Raw genomic sequence first — 15357 nt, forward strand, 5'->3', positions numbered from 1 at the left:
CTCTTGAACGAGCTTTCCGAGAACAACCGATCATACAATAATTCATTTTCGATTCCTGCCGGGGTGCTTCGCACCCCCTATTTGTGTTGAATGTGTACCTGAATAGTTACGTTTAATAAACGTTTGAAATTCATCGACAATCTTAAGTTTATCGTTGATTTTAACGGCACCAATTTCAATAATTTCGTTTTGTTTCGTTCGGTCATTTTCCCAGCAAGTCGCCTCTAAATCCAACACGATATAATTCACTTTGGATATGATTCCTCCCCTTCGCTATTCGTTGCTCCTCACTCTTGCCCTCTTCCTTTACTATAGAACTGCCAAGAATGAAACGCCAAATCCCCCTGCCTCGGGGAGACTTGTTTGTTACAATGCCCCAAAAAAATCGTCTTTTTTTCGTAAAATGATGAATTTATTGCGTACTAATGTAATAATCATCAAAATGTCTGATGACCAATTCCAAAAATTGTGATATACTTTTTGTGCTTTCATTCTTATCGCAAAAAATAAATTGCTTATTGATTGGAGCGAGTGAGTAAACATGCATAAGATTATTGAGCAAAGCGTGAATTATTTACTGTATCATCCTGATCGAGGCTACTTATTTGTCGACCCGGTTCATGCCATATTCGAGCTAATGCGCAATCTTAAACACACCGACAATCCTGTAGAAGCATATAAGTTTACATTTGAAGAAGGCTCCGAAGTAAAATTTAACGATAGTATTGTTCAGTTTATGTTGAATGGTTACTCTATTCATAAGTTAACAAACACAACAGCGATAAGCAAAATAAATGAATAGGAAGAGCTGCTATTCATTTGTTTCTTTTGTGCGGGTGCCAATGGACTTGAGCCATTGGCCCTTTCGCCATACATGAGCAGATACATGGAAGTACTTCATTTCACAACAATCTTCACTCGCGTCCCATCCGGATACTTATCTAATTGATTGCTCACCCAAGCTCCCGCTCCTCGATTGTCGGAAGGACTTATATGCATGATATCGGCTCCTTTGCCGCCTTCTTCGCACATGGCCATGGGGAACTCGTCTCGATCCAAATTAGGCTTTACGGGTACGCCTCTTAGTGATTCCTTTCGATTGGCTTCTGCACCTTTTCTATCGATTGTACAGATGGAGGATTTCTCATGCTCAATCGCCGCTTTTATGTGGGCGGCAGTTTCCGGGTAACGATCGGATGGAAAATTAAGTGTAACTTCGCTTTCAGCTTGGTTGCTTGCTGGTGATGAAAGATTCGTTAGAATCCAGCCTTTGTTAAAATATATAATGAATAGTACGAATAGTATAATAGCTGTATAAATCGTTTTATTTTTCATTTTGCATACGTCCTTGAAGTAGATTTTTATGATTCTATTGCCGAATAAAACTCCGGGCCTTCTCTCTCCGCTTTGAATACAATACCATCAACCCATGAAATCTGGCAAGGAAAACCAAAAAAAAGAGAGCCGAATAAAATTCGACTCTCGAATGGGAACTAGCGACCGTTAGGAGAAAAATGGTTCTTATCGTTATTTACAGGAGTGAAATGGATCAAGCCATACGTTTTGGCTACGGAAATCAAGGTTGCGTTTGTACTATTTTTGGCACCGGAATTGATTGTTACTTTTTTGCCGTTCGCATCCGTGATCACAACGCTGGACTTCGACCAAGACGTAGCAAGATCTATCGCGTTTCTTGCGGTATGGTTGGAGTTCAGCGCAGGTGCGACTTTCAATTCGGAAATCCCGTAGCCGTTTACCATCGCTCTTGCTCCGGCGATTGATTTGCTGTAATTTGCATCATCCTTATCATGTACCCATTTGATATTAACGCCGGCTCTGGCAGGCGCATCCTTCGGGCTTGCCTTTTTATTCGCAATCTTCCACGACCAATGCATCAAATAGGCCCGTTCTAGCGGTCTGTAAGTAGAATTGACGCTCGTTGAAATGCCCGCCTCATGAAGTGCTGCCATGAATCTTTTGACATTGGTTTTGAACGGGTCGATGAGGTCATCGACACTTGTGGAGCCGGGAAATCTCGCAACCCAAGCAGAGCCGCTGTTTTCAGCTGCTGCAAAGGAAGCAACAGAATCGATGGGAGCTGCAAAAATGTTTGTAGGGGTCATCAAGGTGAGTGTAACCATAGCGGAAATCAAAAGCTTTTTCATAAAGTCACTCCTTTAATGATAGTTTAGTATAATGTGCACAATATACTAAACTCAAAATATCATAATATTACCATTTATACAATAATATTTTACAATTTTATATTTATTTTTCTTTAATTCTACTATTTTCATATCTTTAAAAAGCGAAAAAATCCCCTCCAAGCTCACTCTTTTTCAAGAATGCTGCTTAGAGGGGATTTACTTTGAAAACAAATTTCGACAAAACCCAATAGGTTAGTCCGTAATATTACTCGTATAGTACTCGATGATATTCTTGCGGCGGATAATACCGATGAAGATCCGGTTATCGTCTACGACGGGAACGAAGTTCTGATCGGCAGCCAGATGAAGCATATCCTCCAGGTACGCATTGATCGACACGCACTCATTATGAATACGGCGTTTAATTTCATGAACTTTGATGGTATCCAGGTTTTGAAAGCTCAACCCGGGGGTACTCTTCATCTTCCAGAATAGGTCCCCTTCCGAAAGGGTGCCAATATATTTACCCTCACCGTCAATAACGGGAATTGCCGTGTATTGACTTTGCTCTAGCTTGTCCAAGGCCTCCTGCATCGTCGCAGACGAGTTAATATAGACCACTTTGTCCTTGGGGAACAGAAAATCGGATATTTGCATCGGTGAAAGCTCCTTTCTTCTGAGTTGGACGCTATCCTTTCAGTTTAGCACACCTCGCGGAAAGAAAAAACAGCTGGTGGAATATCACTGTGAAGCGCTGTACCCTTTTATTTTTACGGCGATCAGCAGGAAAGCCAGCAAGGCAAACCCGACCCCGCTCCAAATCAGCTGGTGAATTCCCCATTGCCCGATAAACCAGCCGCCGACCGACGCTCCGATCGTTATACCGAGATTCGTAAAGGAGATAAACAGGCTGTTGCCGAACTCGGGAGCCGTCTTCGCCTCGGTCATGAGCCAGCTTTGGCTGACAACAAGCCCGCCGGAATGCACGATTCCCCACAGCAAGATCATCACGATCATGGGAAGGAAGTTTCCTCCCGCAAAATAAATCAGCAGGTAAGCAGCAGCATAAACTACAGGAAAGAGGACCGTCGTTCGAAGAACGCTCTTTTGCAACAAGCTCCCGAATAAGAAATTACCAAAAATCATAATCACTCCAAAGACCATCAGCATCATACTGATCCAAGAGCCGTTCATATGGGTAACTTGTCCGAGATATTCGGCGAAGTAACTGTACACCGAGAACATCGCGGCGAATATACTCGTTACTGCGGCGATATTTAGCCACTATGCGGGCTTGCGTAAAATACTTAGCTGTGCTCCGTAAGACAGCTTGGCTTGAACCGGCATCGAGGGAAGCCAAGCCCAAATACCGATAAAGGCCACGAGGCTGACGACAGCCCCGAACAGGAAAGCGGCTTCCAGCGAGACCTGCTCCGCCAGATAAGAAGTCAATGGCACGCCGAAGGCAAACCCGACCGTAATGCCGGCAAAAACCTTGGTGACCGCCTGGCCGCTTTTTTCCGGAGAAACGAGCGATGCTGCCGTGACAAGCGCAACTGAAAAGAAAGCGGGATGAGCCATAGCCGGAATAATGCGGAAAGCCAGCATGACATCAAATCTCGTCGTAAAAGCATACACGATATTGGAAATCGCAAACAACAGCACGGCGGTCAATAAAATAAATTTGCGGTTCATTCCGGAGGCGAGCAGCGTCAGGAACGGGCCTGAGATCGCAACGACTAAAGCAAATATGCTGACCAGCCATCCGGCCTGCGAGGCGGAGATGTTGAACTTCTGCGTAACCTGCGGCAAAACCCCGATAATTCCCATTTCCGTCGTTATAATTCCGAATACGCCTAATGCCAGAACAATGATAAGCAAAGGGTTGATCTTGTTCATCTCTCGACATATCTCCTATCTCTTTATAATCTTCAAATACATATATATAGATATGAATATACAAAAAAATAAAAAAAAGAGGGTCTCTCCTTTCTTACTAGAGTTCGGTCCGAATATACTCGGCAAAATGTTGGATCGTCTTTTCGTTCCGACGATAGAACGTCCACTTTCCAACCCGCTCCGCTTCCAACAAGCCGGCTTTTTGCATCGTTAACAAATAGTTGGAAACGACCGACTGGGCAAGCTCCGCTTTTGCTTGAATATCCGAAACACACACCCCGACGCGGAAATCGATCCCGTGCTCGATATAGGGGGTTTTATCGAAATGTTGCTCCGGATCTTTTAACCACACCATAATTTGACGGCGGGTCTCGTTAGACAATGCTTTATATATCAACGAAGGGTCCATACGCATCATTATATCTATTTTTGTAGATTTGTAAAGCTGACCTATAAGGGAACATATTAGACTTCGCTAAGCAATTCTTGTAGTATTATTAATTAAATGATCAAAATTACCGATATATGTATAGGCTATGCCTATGCGAGATGGCAATCCAAAACTATGAAGGCGGTGCATCATGTATCAAAACAAGCGAAGCGATGCTTTTAGATTTAGTTTAAATACTCCGCTAGTTTGCTATTTCGAAGTCACGAATATTAACGGCACTTCAACGTCAAGCACACCGGTCAAAGCAACCTTGATGGATATCAGCAACTCGGGGTGTAAAATCGTGACTCCTTTAAATTTAAACGCTGCCAGCAACAAGCTGCAGATCATTTTGCATGTGCAGCTGCAAGAAGAGCTTTTGAAGCTGAACGGTTCAATTCGCTGGCAGTTGCAATCCACGAACACGCTTAATCACTACGGCGTGAACTTTATAATGAACGAGTCCGAAAAAAGACATCTGCACGCAAGACTGCGAACCTTAACGGCGCTAAGAAAAATTACGGTAAATTGAACGGCTACGAGCTTCTGGAAAGTAAGTAGTCTACGGCTTTCTCGTACTTTTGCAGGCGCGCAAAATCTTTTTCCGAAAGGTTTTTTATTCTTCTGACATCACGGTTGTCTTCCAGATCCAAGAGTTTGACAAATCTAGCTAAAGCATTGGGCTTGATTCGCTGGAGGAATCTATTATAGGACTCGTTCTCTCTACGTGTGAGACAATCGAGAGCCTCCAGAAGATGCTCTGCAAAGCCTTCTTGCCTGAGGGCTTCCATCGTCATGTCCGAATCCTCGATGACGTCGTGCAGAACGGCAACGATTCTTGAGTCGTTATCCGGCGCTTGTAGCATCAAACGTAACGGATGAAGAATGTAAGGCTGGTTGCCTTTATCCAACTGAGCTTGATGAGCGGCTGTGGCGATAAGGATCGCTTTGGTTAAATCCGGCATGTCGCATTCTCCTTACTATAGAGTTACAGCTCTGATACGATAAATATGCCGTTCTGCGAGGTCACTTTATACAATTCGTCGAATCCTTCATCTGCATCGGGCAGGGTCAATTTCTTAAGTACGCTTTTTATGCCGATCTCGGAAATCTTTTCTGTCCCTGCCCTGAGTTCATTGCGCTTCATGGATTCCGCAAAATCCGGCTCAAAATAATAGCCGGTAACCTTGAACCTCCCCCGCTTCGCGGCCTCAATATACTTTTTGCGATCCTCGGCTGTCGGATTCGTATTATCGACGACGAACGGCTGCTTCGCTTCGATGGAAGCGGCCACGTAGATATCTTCTCGGTGTCTTGTTTTCAGCATGTCCAAGTTAATTCTGATGTGCGTATTGAAAAACTTTTCTTTGTAGAAGGTCGATTTGCCGGAAGCCTGAATTCCAATAAGCAGAACGCACTCCAAGCCTACTCCCCCTTGTCCACATAAACATACTGATTCAAGTATTCCCTATGCTGCGAGAAGATCGGCGTCTCGTGATCCACATCCCATTTGCTTCTCAAAGCTTCGCCTTTTTCGTACGTCTGCTTGGTGATGCATGCTCCGCGCTTCTGCCATACAGGCAGATCGTTCCAATTAATCCCTCTTTCCAGGAAGAGCTTGTCATGGATTTCCGCCCTTCCCGTTTTTCTATGCTCCGACGCTTTTTACTCCGACATAGACGGCCAACAAAATGATGGCTATGCCAATAAGCATTTTGATCCGCTTTTTCTTTTTTCGCTTTTGGCGCTCTTGCTTAATCGCCTTCTCCACAGCTTCGCCAAGCAGCTCGAATTTCTCTTCAGCCGTATGCTGCAGAATGATTCCGCAATGGGAACAGTGCCTCTGAAACGCCGTAGGCTTCGCGCAGTTCGGGCATTCCACCATAATCTATGACCACCTTTGGCAAGCTTTATTCAAAAATTTCGCAGCCCTTATCCAGCGTTTCTTCCGCCACAGCCCGCTACAGGGACTTAAATAAATAATAAGACAGCCGGTCGTCAATCAGGCTCATATTTTCTTGCCCGATATAATCCGGAAGTTCATTATAGTGAACGGAGATGTTCTCCAACTGCCTGACCACGGTCATTTCAAAGGTGTCATAATGATAAGTGGCCTTCGCAATCAAGAAATAGGTGTCCGGTTTAATAAAGACCTCGATTCCCGTATGATCGCCTTTATTCACGACGGTAAGATAAAAGCACTTCACTTGCAGCTTCGGATCATTTTCATTTTTTTGAATCGTGGTTCCTTCCGCCAGCGGATAGGAAAAAGGAACGTTCATTACAATTTTTTTTAGAAATCTCTCATCCATTCATGTTCTCCTTTGGACCAAAACCAATGATTGATCTATTCCTCAAAAGTCGCTTCCTCATGGTCTGTCTTCTCTTTGCATGGCTTCCCCACCTATCATAACCAATTCAAAATATCATTTCCACAAATATGATAGGATTCATCGTTAGAATCTAGCGATTTGACTCCATAGTGGTTCTATGATATGGTCAATTGGTAAGGCATTCCACTCTATCGGGCGGGATGCCTTACTTCATGAAAGCGGTTTTTACATTTATTGCATGGCGGGTTATCATCATAAGCCAAGAAAGGTGAAGAGCATGATTCAAGTGAAAGAGTTCATTGATTCCGACGTTAGGCTTGCCGAGAAAACCTGCAATGAATTTCTGTCCACATTGGCGGAAGATCAAATTGTAAGTATAAGCTACGGATCGATTATCAAAAGCAAACCGGACAAAGGGGAATATCAGAGAAGCACGATTCTGGTTGTCTATCGGACACGGGATAAGTAAGCCGCCATGCTTGGCGGTCTTTTTTATTTAGAATAATTTTGCCGCAGGCTGTAAATGATATCCATTGTGAAGGAGATGAAGCCATGCCGCAGGATAAGCTGGAAAAAGAAACGGACGGAAATCCCGAAACGGTCTATGAGGACCTTGCATCACACGAACGTGACGGATTTCGAACGGATGATACCCAGGAAATCGGGGATCGTGAAAAATTGGATGGATACTCAATTGAATAAATACGGGAGGTAACGATGGATAAAGAAACTCAAGCAGGTATTGAAAATCTTGAGACTACGGCGGAAGCGGCAGATTTATTGACTGTCCCCGAAGGCGCCAAGGATTATGTGGACATCATTGGGGACGAAAATCTCGATCCCTTTGGCAAGCCGTCTTCCAATGCGGATCAGCTCTAAAGCAAATGAAAAAACAAGCCTGGAGTGCAGCAATCGAAATTGCGCTCCGGCTTGTTTTTAAATGAAGCAAGTGCATGTCAGATTTTTCTCCGAATGATGTGCTAGCCTCGCTTTTTCTTCGACGATGCAGCCTGAACAAGCTCCGATAGCAAAGCCGCCTTCTCCCCTTTGGCTTTGGCAGCGGCAGCCTTAAGCTTCTCCAAGCCGCCCCAAATCGGATAGACGATACGCTCCACTTCATAAGACTGACGGCCGCTAACGTGATCGAGCAGCAATCTTGCATTGGCTTCCTCTTCCATCGCCGGCTTGATCTTCAGCTTGATCGAGTCGGTGCTGTGCAGCAAGCACGTCACTAACGTGGGGAGGGTCTCCGCATTCACGCCATACTGTTCGACGAAGGCGGCCGTGAAGTGATTTTGCACGGATTGGTGCTCGTCGTCCACCAGCTTTATATAATCCTCTACCAGCGCAAAATAGCTCCGGTCCGCCAATCCGAGGCCGAAGACCGCATAGCTGCCCGGCATGCAGTTCTTCTCGCCTTCCGTATCCGCATACCATTCGAACTCTTCCATCGCTTCGCGGGCATATTCCTCCAGCAGCGGGTGCAGCTTCGGGTATTCCAAAGCGTTGGCGAAGAAACGGTGCGTGCCCGACTTCGCTAAACCTTTGATGGGCAAAAATTGCTTGACGCTGGATTTCAGCTTAATCTGATAGCTTTTAGGGAAGCCTTGCTGCAGCAAGCGACAAATAAACCGGAGCGCACGCGCGTAGCTCTCCTCGGCTTCCTGCTTCATCGTAATCGTTACGGTCGCGAATACGTCATTGGCCGCGCATTCCACAAACTCATCGCGGAAATATACATCTTCCTTGGCAAACGTTCCGCTGCCTTCCTTCATGTAGCGGGATGCCCGGGCGCTTCCCAGCTCGACAGCCCGTTCCAGAAAGGCAAGCCCCGTGCTTTTGCTGTAAGAAGGCTCATATTTAATAATGGACACCGCCGTATACAACAGGAGCTCAATCGGCCCTTGCTCGGTATTTTCAAGCTGAATATCGCTTTTTCTCGTATACTCTGCTTCATTCCACTGCTCTTTCTGAATCTCGAAATAGCGGGGAAGAAACGTAGCCTCCACCCATTTCCGCAGCGCGTTCACGATATTCGAACGATGCTCGGCAATCCGCTCTTTCTTCCCTTTATTCAGCTCCAAAATGTTCTCGAACACGGAAATGATCCGCCCTGCATCCGGCTCGGGAAACAATTTCTCGTCGAGCAGGTGTCTGGAGAGAAAGAACGTCTCTAACTCCTTGGTAGGATACTTCCCGTCATCAAGCTTCTTCTGGATATAAGAAGCAATAGAATTCAGCAGCCGCTCCTTCTTCGCCTCATCGATATGCTGAAGGATAGGGAGCGTCACTTCGCCTTCCCGCACGCGAAACTTTCCCCAGAACGTAAATTTATAATCGATTAACGCCGGGACAGGAAGACTGTCCAATTTGTGCTGCATGAATACAGCCAAGGACGGGATGATCTGCTCCCGGACTTGTTCCTCCAACAATAGCTCGGCGGGTTCGCCCAGCCGGGTCTTGACTTTCGGCGACAAGAAATCGAGCTCCGAGTCCGTCACGCTGACTCTGCCCTTGGCATACTCCAGCAGGCCGAAGTCGTGAATCCCGACCTGCAGCGGGGTGCGCTTCACAATTTGTTCCGCATCTTTGTCGCCAATGAATTCGAACCATCGCTCAATGGCCTGCTTCATTTCATTGATGAGCTCTTCCAGCATGTTATCCATACGACAGACCAGCCTCCCGCATTATTGGTTTTCTTCGTGATGCTGTCTTCCGGCATAGTAAGGCTCGCCCGGGTCCAAGTCCAGCACGAATCTACGCGGCTGTGCCAACGCATATTGATGCTCGCAGCGCCAACGCTGCTGTTCCGTTACGCCGACCGTCTCGCCATCCTGAATGATATCCCCCCGGTTATATACGTAATAACCGAGATTGCCCAGAACGGATTCGACTTCCCCCGGCTCCATATCGTAAAAATGACACTGCAGATCCGGCAGTCCCAGTGCGGCAAGACCGATCGTATCCATCAAAAACTCCTGGCGCTCCGTTCCCCTGTCCTGGACGTTATAAAATCTGACGTTCATCGCCCCGTACAGCGTCTGCCCTTCTGCCAGAGCACCCAAATACTGCTCCGGATCTACGATATTGTCGCTTGCGCTCCAATAAAGGGCGTCGCACGGCGCGACCTCCAGCAGAGCCCGCAGCGCATTCTGGAACAGCTCCAGCCGTTCTTTATAAGGAAGGCCTGCGGCGCAGAAATCGGTAAGCAGCAAGGAATGCCGGCATGCTTCCACCGTCTCGCGGGCTTCAGGCCAATGCCATGCTTGCTGCAAGGCCGTTTCATACTTTTCCGGCTTCGTCTCCTCGTTGGCCGGGAACACGCACGTTGCCGCCGGCAATTCGCCTTCCTCATATGCGACTTTATAATTAAGATGGAAAAACATCAACGTATCGTCGCTTTGTTCTTGATCTTCCGCTTCCCAGACGGCAAGACCGGGAGCATCTGGCTTTTCGCCCGCAGCGGCGGCCTCGTCCTCGGCATCCTCCTCACCCGGAACGGCAACCTGCCCCGTGTAAGCTTCCATCTTCGCGTACAGCGCCTCGCGGGACAATTCCGGCTCCGTCTTGTACAGCAGCTCCACCATATAAACCCGGGCAAAACCGGAATCGTCCTGCTCCTCTTGCTCGTATTCGTCCTCTTCGAATCGGTCATCCCGCTCTGTCATTTCATTCGCTCCAATTGTTCGTTATCCATGCCAACTGGTCATACATGCAAAACCGTTCCGTTCTCCACCAGAAGAAGGTAATCGCCGATGACGCCTTGGCGGAATGCCGCTTTCCTCCGGTTTCCGTTGCCCATAGGCGGCAGCCTGCCGTCTTTCTTCGTATATTCCAGCGTCCGCGGCTGATTCCGGGACCGGATGCCGATTCCCAAACCGCATACACCAGCGTCCGTTCTTCCCCCTCAGGCGATACGAAGGTCAGCCCGAAAAATCCGGGGCCGCCCATCCCGTACGTTCCGTAATTCGCGCCGAAATCGACGATCTCCGCGCCAATCAGCCGCTCCGGGCCGTCGTCCGTCAACCGCCGGGGAATACCCAGCGGCATCGCCTCACGTTCTTCGGCTTCGTACAGAAAATCGGCATACCCCGGCGCTTCGATCCATCCCTTTCGCTCCGCCACGATTTCCCTCCGCGCATAAACTTTCCGTATTGTCGTACGTTCGGACGCTTATGTCTTAAGTCACGCCCTCCCCTTGAGACGAAGCCTCCGCGCCCAATACGGCCCTTTCATTATTCCATCCAAACGATTCCGATGGCAAGTTATGCCATCTTTTTTAAACCGATAGACTTATAAGTCGATTCACTTTCTGCCTATTGTCCTGTTTTTGCCATAGAGGAAATGAAACTAAAGACTCATATTTGAACGTCCAACCATGAGATCTTTGTCTAAAGAAGTTCTAGCGCTCTCCAGCTTCTCCACCTGTACCCGTCCCGAGAAAAAGACAGCCCCGCCGCCCATATCCGCCAGCCGGTCCGGGGTCAGAGCATTCACCAAGCGGCTGCTTCCTTCCGCGTCCGCCCATAAGCCTTGACTGACGACGGTGCCGGGAGCGACGTCGTCGCCCACCGACGCGGTCAGCTCGCACGAGCCGCGCGAGTTCCAGACCCGGACACGTTCACCGTTCCGGATACCCAAGCTCGCAGCGTCTTCCGCATGCATGTAGAGCTTCGGCTCGCCTTCCAGCCGGACATGCTTGGCATTGTGTGAGAACGTCGAGTTTAAGAAATTGTGATTGGGCGCCGGAATAAATTGAAACGGCAGATCTTCATCCGTTTGCAGCGGCGTGTACGTTGGCAGCGGCGGAAAGCCTTTAAGCTCCATCGCTCTGGAGTAGAGCTCGATCTTCCCGCTCGGCGTGTGCAGCTTGCCCGGAAACAGCGGCCGGACGTTCGCTCTGACATACTGCTCCTCCAGAAGCCGCTCATATGTAATGCCTTCCAGATTCGGATTGGCCGGATTGTTCAGCGCTTGCCGGATCATGTCCTCGTCCGAATCGCGCAAAGCTTCATCCTCGAAGCCCATGCCTTGGGCCAGCAGCCGGAAGACGTCCGAATTGGACTTGCTTTCGCCGTAAGGTTCAATGGCCGGCTGTTGAATCTGGACGTAATGATGCCAGTAGGAACAGTAAATATCATGGTTTTCGAAGGAAGACGTCGCCGGGAGCACCAGATCGGCGTACCGCGCGGTCTCCGTAAGAAACAAGTCGTGCACCACCGTGAACAAATTTTCGCGCATCAGCCCTTGCCGTACTTTGCCGGCATGCGGGGCGACGACCGCCGGATTCGAATTGTACACGTACAGCGAACGGATCGGCGGATCGAGCTCCAGCAGCGCATTCCCCAGCAGATTCATATTGATGGAGCGGGCCGGCTGCTTGCGCAATTGCGGACGTTGCAGGGCCGCTTTATTGAATTCCAAATAGCTGCCGTTGCCTTTGATCGCCCCGCCGCCACGGTGCATCCATTGGCCTGTCAGCGCCGGAAGACAAGCGATCGTTCGAACGCACATCCCTCCGTTGTCATGGTGCTGAATCCCGTTGCCGATCTGAATGAAAGACGGAGTCGTACGGCCGTACAGCCGGGCAAGCTCATAAATGTCTTCCACGGGCACGCCCGTAACAGAGGACACGAATTCCGGGTCATAGGACTTCACATGCTGACGGAGCTTTTCGTGTCCGACCGTGTACGTTTGTAAGAACGATTCGTCCGTCATGTCCTCTTGGAACAAAATATGCATCAGGCCAAGCGCAAGAGCGGCATCCGTTCCCGGGAGAATCGGAATGAACCAGTCCGCCCATTTGGCCGTCCGGTTGCGGTGAACGTCGATCGCCACGATACGCGCGCCGTTCTTGCGCGCCTTCTCCGCAAGCACGATCTGATGCAGGTTGGTGCTTACCGCATTAATACCCCACATCACAATTAGCTTGGCATGGACCGTATCCTCCGGAGATGTTCCGTAGCTGCCGCCCATCGTATAGCGGTACCCTTCCGTCCCGGCGGATTCGCATATCGTATGCTCAAGCCGACTGGCGCCCAAGCGGTGGAAGAAACGCCGATCCATGCCTTCCGTTCCGATTCTCCCCATATTCCCGTAAAAGCTGTACGGCAGGATGCTTTCCGCCCCTTCCGTCGCGATAAGCGTCTTCCACTTGGACACGATTGTCTCGATCGCTTCCTCCCATGAGATACGCTCGAACGTGCCGTCTCCCTTCTTCCCCGTTCGTTTCATCGGATAGCGAAGACGGGCTGGGTCATACAGGCGCTCGGCCATATGGCGCACTTTGTTGCAGATGGCGCCCTGCGTCATCGGATGCTCGGGATCTCCCTCAACCTTCACGATTCGCCCCGCTTCTTTGTGCAGCAGCAAGCCGCACTGATCGGGACAGTCCAATGAGCAGACGCCCCGCACGATTTCTCTCGTTTTATCCTCTTTCGAGTTCATTGTCTCCCTGCCTCCTTGCGAATCAGCTTCTTTCTTAACTCTTTCTCCATTCTGCGTTCATCTCCTGCCGCATCCGGTGCAACTGCTTTATTAGCTCAACAATAGAACTTTCCCATGGATGCCCGACTCCGCGGCATGGATCGCGCTCAATATGTTAGGAGAAGCCTATTCGTATGGGCATCTGGCTGGTACAAGATTTGGTCAATTCCAAATCTCTCGGATGACGTTGTTTAAAATGGCTCCGATTCGAGGTATACTGGTAGAGGCAAGGCTACATGACGAAAGCATGAAAATAGCCCGTGCTTGCAGACCATCCTATTCGAACGAAGGAGCGAAATTAATGGCTATCAATGTGTATCTGAACTTCAACGGAAATTGTCGTGAAGCGGTCGAATTTTACGCGGAGGCTTTCGGAGCGGAAAAACCACAAATCATGACCTTCGGCGATACGCCGCCTAACCCGGAGTTTTCGCTGCCGGAGGAAGCCAAGCATTTGGTCATGCATGCCCGCATTACCGTTAGCGGGAGCGACGTGATGTTTTCCGACGTTTTCCCGGGTATGCCTTTTACCGCCGGAAACAACATCACCCTTTCCGTAATCAGCAAAGACATCGATGAAATTAAAACGTATTTCAATAAGCTCAAAGAAGGCGGCAAGGTAGGCATGGAGTTGCAAGAGACGTTCTGGAGCAAATGCTACGGCCAATTAACCGATAAATTCGGTATCCAGTGGCAGTTCAACCACGAAGAATAGAAACGGTTCGCCCGTTTGGCCGTACGACGGCCTACAAACAAAAGACTCATATCCGGCATGCGCTGGTATGAGTCTTTGATCTTTTCCGCTAATGAAGCCCCAGCTGCCGCGCTTTCTCCGCCGCCTCGATCCGTCCGGATACGCCCCGGCCGGTAGGCGTCGAGCGTCTCCGCGAGCAGCTGCTGGAATTCGACCAGCTCGAACCGGTACGGTTCGGTCTGCAATCGGGACAGCTCCAGCAGCCGGTCGACCATAGCGGCCATTTCCTCGCTCTGCTTCCGGATCACATCGGCGTAGGTTCCGTCATCCAAGCCGTCCTTCATCCCGGACGCATAGACCTGAATTAACGATAACGGCGTTTTCAGCTCATGGGAAATATCGGAAATGAATCTCCGCAGGTTCGCATTTTTCGCCTCCAGCGCCCGGTGCGCATCCTCCAATTTATCGCTCATCCGGTTGATGCTGTGCGCGAGCGACTCGATTTCGTCGCCCGTCTTGATGTCCGCCTTCGTAAACGATAGATTCAAAATCGCCTCGGCCGTTTCATTCAGCCGGGCCAGCGGCTTCACGATCCGGGCCGCAAATACTGCGCACAACAAAAACATCAGAACTAACGCCCCGATCCACAGATACGCATTGAACCGGTTGATAATCCCGATCGTATCCGACGAATGTGAGATGGACTCGCCAACGGCAAACACATCGCCGCCAACCGGAAAGAAATTAACCAAATAGCTCGATTTCAGCTTGCTCTGGTTATAAATTTTGTTCACCCTTTCGCCTTCGCGCAGCTTCGCCATGCTCTCCTCGGTCAGCCAAAACTTGCTGAGCGTGATGCCCTTGCGGTTCAACTGTTCATTCCTTCGGTCGTATCCGACAAGGAAGCATATACGATGGTGACTTGATGTTCCGCTTCCAGATGCTCGATCTGCGGCTCCAGCTCGCGATATTCCATCACGGCAAGTTGCGAGGTCAGCTCGCCTAGTTTAAGCTTTTTCTGATACAGAAAATAATCCGGCAGGAGGAACGTATTCGCAGCCATGGAAAGCGCACATACGGCGCGTCCGCTCCCGATTTCAAAGCGACGAACTCGTCCTCCTGCTCGCCCTTGGCCGTGAGCAGCAGCACCTTCGTTTGACTGTATTGCTTGATTTCTTTGCACACCTCGACGCCGCTTCGCTTCGGCATCATCCAATCGAGAACGGCCAAATCCACTTTATGGTTATAAAACAGCTCTAGCGCTTCCTCCCCGTCCTGCGCGAGAACCGTGCCGAACCCTTCCTTCGAGAAATAAGTTCTTAAAATCTGAAGCATCAGCGGCTCATCGTCCGCCAGCAATACGTTCAT

The 15357-nt window shown here is 49.2% G+C and carries 20 protein-coding genes and 3 pseudogenes; 5 read left to right on the forward strand and 18 right to left on the reverse strand.

Going from position 1 to position 15357, the window contains the following annotated elements; all coding sequences use genetic code 11:
• Positions 1–42 precede the first annotated feature (42 nt).
• The 6 genes and pseudogenes from NLX71_RS03075 to NLX71_RS03100 form a co-directional block, all read right to left on the reverse strand.
• A complete protein-coding gene (locus NLX71_RS03075) occupies positions 43–249 on the reverse strand; it encodes an exonuclease domain-containing protein (RefSeq protein WP_375377881.1) in 207 nt (68 codons plus the stop codon).
• A 648-nt stretch (positions 250–897) separates the two neighbouring features.
• Complete coding sequence (locus NLX71_RS03080) at positions 898–1335, reverse strand: NucA/NucB deoxyribonuclease domain-containing protein (RefSeq protein WP_254362033.1); 438 nt, start codon at positions 1333–1335, stop codon at positions 898–900.
• Between the two features lie 158 nt (positions 1336–1493).
• A complete protein-coding gene (locus tag NLX71_RS03085) occupies positions 1494–2165 on the reverse strand; it encodes a hypothetical protein (RefSeq protein ID WP_254362034.1) in 672 nt (223 codons plus the stop codon).
• Positions 2166–2399: 234 nt separating this feature from the next.
• Positions 2400–2804: a CBS domain-containing protein gene (locus tag NLX71_RS03090; protein ID WP_254362035.1), complete on the reverse strand. Its 405-nt coding sequence runs from the start codon at positions 2802–2804 to the stop codon at positions 2400–2402.
• Between the two features lie 84 nt (positions 2805–2888).
• Positions 2889–4046 (reverse strand): annotated as a pseudogene (locus NLX71_RS03095) (MFS transporter).
• A gap of 97 nt (positions 4047–4143) precedes the next feature.
• Positions 4144–4455 (reverse strand): ArsR/SmtB family transcription factor, encoded by a 312-nt coding sequence (locus NLX71_RS03100; RefSeq protein WP_254362036.1) that lies wholly within the window; start codon positions 4453–4455, stop codon positions 4144–4146.
• Positions 4456–4627: 172 nt separating this feature from the next.
• On the opposite strand from NLX71_RS03100, the gene NLX71_RS03105 reads away from it, so the two are divergent.
• Positions 4628–5008 (forward strand): PilZ domain-containing protein, encoded by a 381-nt coding sequence (locus tag NLX71_RS03105; protein ID WP_254362037.1) that lies wholly within the window; start codon positions 4628–4630, stop codon positions 5006–5008.
• Positions 5009–5012: 4 nt separating this feature from the next.
• Here the strand turns inward: NLX71_RS03105 and NLX71_RS03110 are convergent, their stop codons facing one another.
• The 5 genes and pseudogenes from NLX71_RS03110 to NLX71_RS03125 form a co-directional block, all read right to left on the reverse strand.
• On the reverse strand, positions 5013–5441 hold the full coding sequence (locus NLX71_RS03110) for a GTP pyrophosphokinase (protein ID WP_254362038.1): 429 nt from the start codon (positions 5439–5441) through the stop codon (positions 5013–5015).
• A gap of 23 nt (positions 5442–5464) precedes the next feature.
• Positions 5465–5899: an AAA family ATPase gene (locus NLX71_RS03115; protein ID WP_254362039.1), complete on the reverse strand. Its 435-nt coding sequence runs from the start codon at positions 5897–5899 to the stop codon at positions 5465–5467.
• Between the two features lie 2 nt (positions 5900–5901).
• Positions 5902–6108: pseudogene (locus NLX71_RS26770) on the reverse strand (tRNA(His) guanylyltransferase Thg1 family protein); the annotation flags it as partial.
• A 16-nt stretch (positions 6109–6124) separates the two neighbouring features.
• Positions 6125–6361, reverse strand: a complete 237-nt coding sequence (locus tag NLX71_RS03120; protein WP_254362040.1) for a zinc ribbon domain-containing protein — start codon at positions 6359–6361, stop codon at positions 6125–6127.
• 76 nt (positions 6362–6437) lie between these two features.
• Complete coding sequence (locus NLX71_RS03125; RefSeq protein WP_254362041.1) at positions 6438–6788, reverse strand: hypothetical protein; 351 nt, start codon at positions 6786–6788, stop codon at positions 6438–6440.
• 298 nt (positions 6789–7086) lie between these two features.
• On the opposite strand from NLX71_RS03125, the gene NLX71_RS03130 reads away from it, so the two are divergent.
• From NLX71_RS03130 to NLX71_RS03140, 3 genes are all read left to right on the forward strand, one after another.
• Positions 7087–7278, forward strand: a complete 192-nt coding sequence (locus NLX71_RS03130) for a sporulation protein Cse60 (protein WP_254362042.1) — start codon at positions 7087–7089, stop codon at positions 7276–7278.
• 83 nt (positions 7279–7361) lie between these two features.
• Positions 7362–7511, forward strand: a complete 150-nt coding sequence (locus NLX71_RS03135) for a hypothetical protein (protein WP_253415515.1) — start codon at positions 7362–7364, stop codon at positions 7509–7511.
• Positions 7512–7526: 15 nt separating this feature from the next.
• The gene (locus NLX71_RS03140) at positions 7527–7688 is read left to right on the forward strand and encodes a hypothetical protein (protein ID WP_254362043.1); all 162 of its coding nucleotides are present in this window, start codon (positions 7527–7529) and stop codon (positions 7686–7688) included.
• Positions 7689–7789: 101 nt separating this feature from the next.
• On the opposite strand, the gene NLX71_RS03145 is transcribed toward NLX71_RS03140, so the two are convergent.
• The 4 genes from NLX71_RS03145 to NLX71_RS03160 form a co-directional block, all read right to left on the reverse strand.
• A complete protein-coding gene (locus NLX71_RS03145) occupies positions 7790–9475 on the reverse strand; it encodes a DUF6138 family protein (RefSeq protein ID WP_254362044.1) in 1686 nt (561 codons plus the stop codon).
• A 21-nt stretch (positions 9476–9496) separates the two neighbouring features.
• Positions 9497–10477, reverse strand: coding sequence for a DUF4261 domain-containing protein (locus NLX71_RS03150; RefSeq protein WP_254362045.1), 981 nt, complete (start codon positions 10475–10477; stop codon positions 9497–9499).
• Position 10478: 1 nt separating this feature from the next.
• Positions 10479–10934 carry a hypothetical protein gene (locus NLX71_RS03155; protein WP_254362046.1) on the reverse strand — a complete coding sequence of 152 codons (456 nt, stop codon included), beginning with the start codon at positions 10932–10934 and terminating at the stop codon, positions 10479–10481.
• 225 nt (positions 10935–11159) lie between these two features.
• Positions 11160–13256, reverse strand: a complete 2097-nt coding sequence (locus tag NLX71_RS03160) for a molybdopterin-containing oxidoreductase family protein (RefSeq protein ID WP_254362047.1) — start codon at positions 13254–13256, stop codon at positions 11160–11162.
• A 340-nt stretch (positions 13257–13596) separates the two neighbouring features.
• Between NLX71_RS03160 and NLX71_RS03165 the strand changes: the two genes are divergently transcribed.
• Positions 13597–14010, forward strand: coding sequence for a VOC family protein (locus tag NLX71_RS03165; RefSeq protein WP_254362048.1), 414 nt, complete (start codon positions 13597–13599; stop codon positions 14008–14010).
• Here NLX71_RS03165 and NLX71_RS03170 read toward each other — a convergent pair.
• The 3 genes and pseudogenes from NLX71_RS03170 to NLX71_RS03180 form a co-directional block, all read right to left on the reverse strand.
• Positions 13953–14861: a histidine kinase dimerization/phospho-acceptor domain-containing protein gene (locus NLX71_RS03170; RefSeq protein ID WP_254362049.1), complete on the reverse strand. Its 909-nt coding sequence runs from the start codon at positions 14859–14861 to the stop codon at positions 13953–13955. The two genes, NLX71_RS03165 and NLX71_RS03170, sit on opposite strands and share 58 nt — an antisense overlap.
• A complete protein-coding gene (locus tag NLX71_RS03175) occupies positions 14858–15052 on the reverse strand; it encodes a hypothetical protein (RefSeq protein WP_254362300.1) in 195 nt (64 codons plus the stop codon). Before NLX71_RS03175 ends, NLX71_RS03170 begins: the two co-directional genes overlap by 4 nt.
• Positions 15049–15357: pseudogene (locus tag NLX71_RS03180) on the reverse strand (response regulator); the annotation flags it as partial. The pseudogene NLX71_RS03180 and the gene NLX71_RS03175, both read right to left, overlap by 4 nt.

Source organism: Paenibacillus sp. MZ04-78.2 (assembly GCF_024213375.1).
Lineage (GTDB): Bacteria > Bacillota > Bacilli > Paenibacillales > NBRC-103111 > Paenibacillus_G.

What these genes read in the sequence shown, in the direction of transcription:
- NLX71_RS03125 (WP_254362041.1), bottom strand. Translation starts at nt 6,788, where the DNA reads ATGGATGAGAGATTTCTAAAAAAAATTGTAATGAACGTTCCTTTTTCC.
- NLX71_RS03140 (WP_254362043.1), top strand. Translation starts at nt 7,527, where the DNA reads ATGGATAAAGAAACTCAAGCAGGTATTGAAAATCTTGAGACTACGGCG.
- NLX71_RS03160 (WP_254362047.1), bottom strand. Translation starts at nt 13,256, where the DNA reads ATGAACTCGAAAGAGGATAAAACGAGAGAAATCGTGCGGGGCGTCTGC.
- NLX71_RS03150 (WP_254362045.1), bottom strand. Translation starts at nt 10,477, where the DNA reads ATGACAGAGCGGGATGACCGATTCGAAGAGGACGAATACGAGCAAGAG.
- NLX71_RS03145 (WP_254362044.1), bottom strand. Translation starts at nt 9,475, where the DNA reads ATGGATAACATGCTGGAAGAGCTCATCAATGAAATGAAGCAGGCCATT.
- NLX71_RS03120 (WP_254362040.1), bottom strand. Translation starts at nt 6,361, where the DNA reads ATGGTGGAATGCCCGAACTGCGCGAAGCCTACGGCGTTTCAGAGGCAC.
- NLX71_RS03085 (WP_254362034.1), bottom strand. Translation starts at nt 2,165, where the DNA reads ATGAAAAAGCTTTTGATTTCCGCTATGGTTACACTCACCTTGATGACC.
- NLX71_RS03105 (WP_254362037.1), top strand. Translation starts at nt 4,628, where the DNA reads ATGTATCAAAACAAGCGAAGCGATGCTTTTAGATTTAGTTTAAATACT.
- NLX71_RS03175 (WP_254362300.1), bottom strand. Translation starts at nt 15,052, where the DNA reads ATGGCTGCGAATACGTTCCTCCTGCCGGATTATTTTCTGTATCAGAAA.
- NLX71_RS03135 (WP_253415515.1), top strand. Translation starts at nt 7,362, where the DNA reads ATGCCGCAGGATAAGCTGGAAAAAGAAACGGACGGAAATCCCGAAACG.
- NLX71_RS03165 (WP_254362048.1), top strand. Translation starts at nt 13,597, where the DNA reads ATGGCTATCAATGTGTATCTGAACTTCAACGGAAATTGTCGTGAAGCG.
- NLX71_RS03130 (WP_254362042.1), top strand. Translation starts at nt 7,087, where the DNA reads ATGATTCAAGTGAAAGAGTTCATTGATTCCGACGTTAGGCTTGCCGAG.
- NLX71_RS03100 (WP_254362036.1), bottom strand. Translation starts at nt 4,455, where the DNA reads ATGGACCCTTCGTTGATATATAAAGCATTGTCTAACGAGACCCGCCGT.
- NLX71_RS03090 (WP_254362035.1), bottom strand. Translation starts at nt 2,804, where the DNA reads ATGCAAATATCCGATTTTCTGTTCCCCAAGGACAAAGTGGTCTATATT.
- NLX71_RS03110 (WP_254362038.1), bottom strand. Translation starts at nt 5,441, where the DNA reads ATGCCGGATTTAACCAAAGCGATCCTTATCGCCACAGCCGCTCATCAA.
- NLX71_RS03080 (WP_254362033.1), bottom strand. Translation starts at nt 1,335, where the DNA reads ATGAAAAATAAAACGATTTATACAGCTATTATACTATTCGTACTATTC.